Raw genomic sequence first — 564 nt, forward strand, 5'->3', positions numbered from 1 at the left:
GAAACCGTGCGCATCTGGTTCGGTGTCGGTGGGCCGAACTTCACCTCGTCGTTCCATGTCATCGGCGAGATCTTCGATCGCGTCCACAATCTCGGTGCCCTGGACACGCCGCCGCTGAAGAACGTGCAGACGGTCACGGTGGCGCCGGGCGGGGCGACGATGGTGGAGTTCAAGGTCGACTATCCGGGCAAGTACGCCTTGGTCGACCACGCTCTGAGCCGCGCCACCAAGGGGCTCATCGGCATTCTGGAAGTCGATGGCAAGGCGGATGACAGCGTCATCCTCGACAAGAGCGGCGACTCCCGCAAGCAGCTCGGCGAGATGAAGCATTGATCCCACCCCGGTGGGATGCGCAGGGGGAGGGTGGGGGGCGAGACCCTGCCTTCCTCCGTTGGGCATTTCCCGCTTGCCACGGGTGCTTGGCCGTGCCGTTTGCGCGAGGACAAAGAGGCCCGCGCATCATCGTGGCATGATCCGGTTATGACCTTTCCATCCTTTTATGATGCGGCGCCGCGGCTCGTCGTGTGCGATCCGCTCAGCGCGTTCCTCGGCGCGGCCGAGGAC

At 64.5% G+C, this 564-nt stretch carries 1 protein-coding gene; it reads left to right on the plus strand.

Annotated elements, in window-relative coordinates; genetic code table 11:
• A partial coding sequence (locus Q4I23_RS33015; protein WP_498529045.1) for a multicopper oxidase domain-containing protein occupies window positions 1–333 on the plus strand: 333 nt, incomplete at its 5' end.
• Window positions 334–564: the final 231 nt, after the last annotated feature.

It is taken from the genome of Azospirillum sp. UFLA03-27 (genome assembly GCF_059803775.1).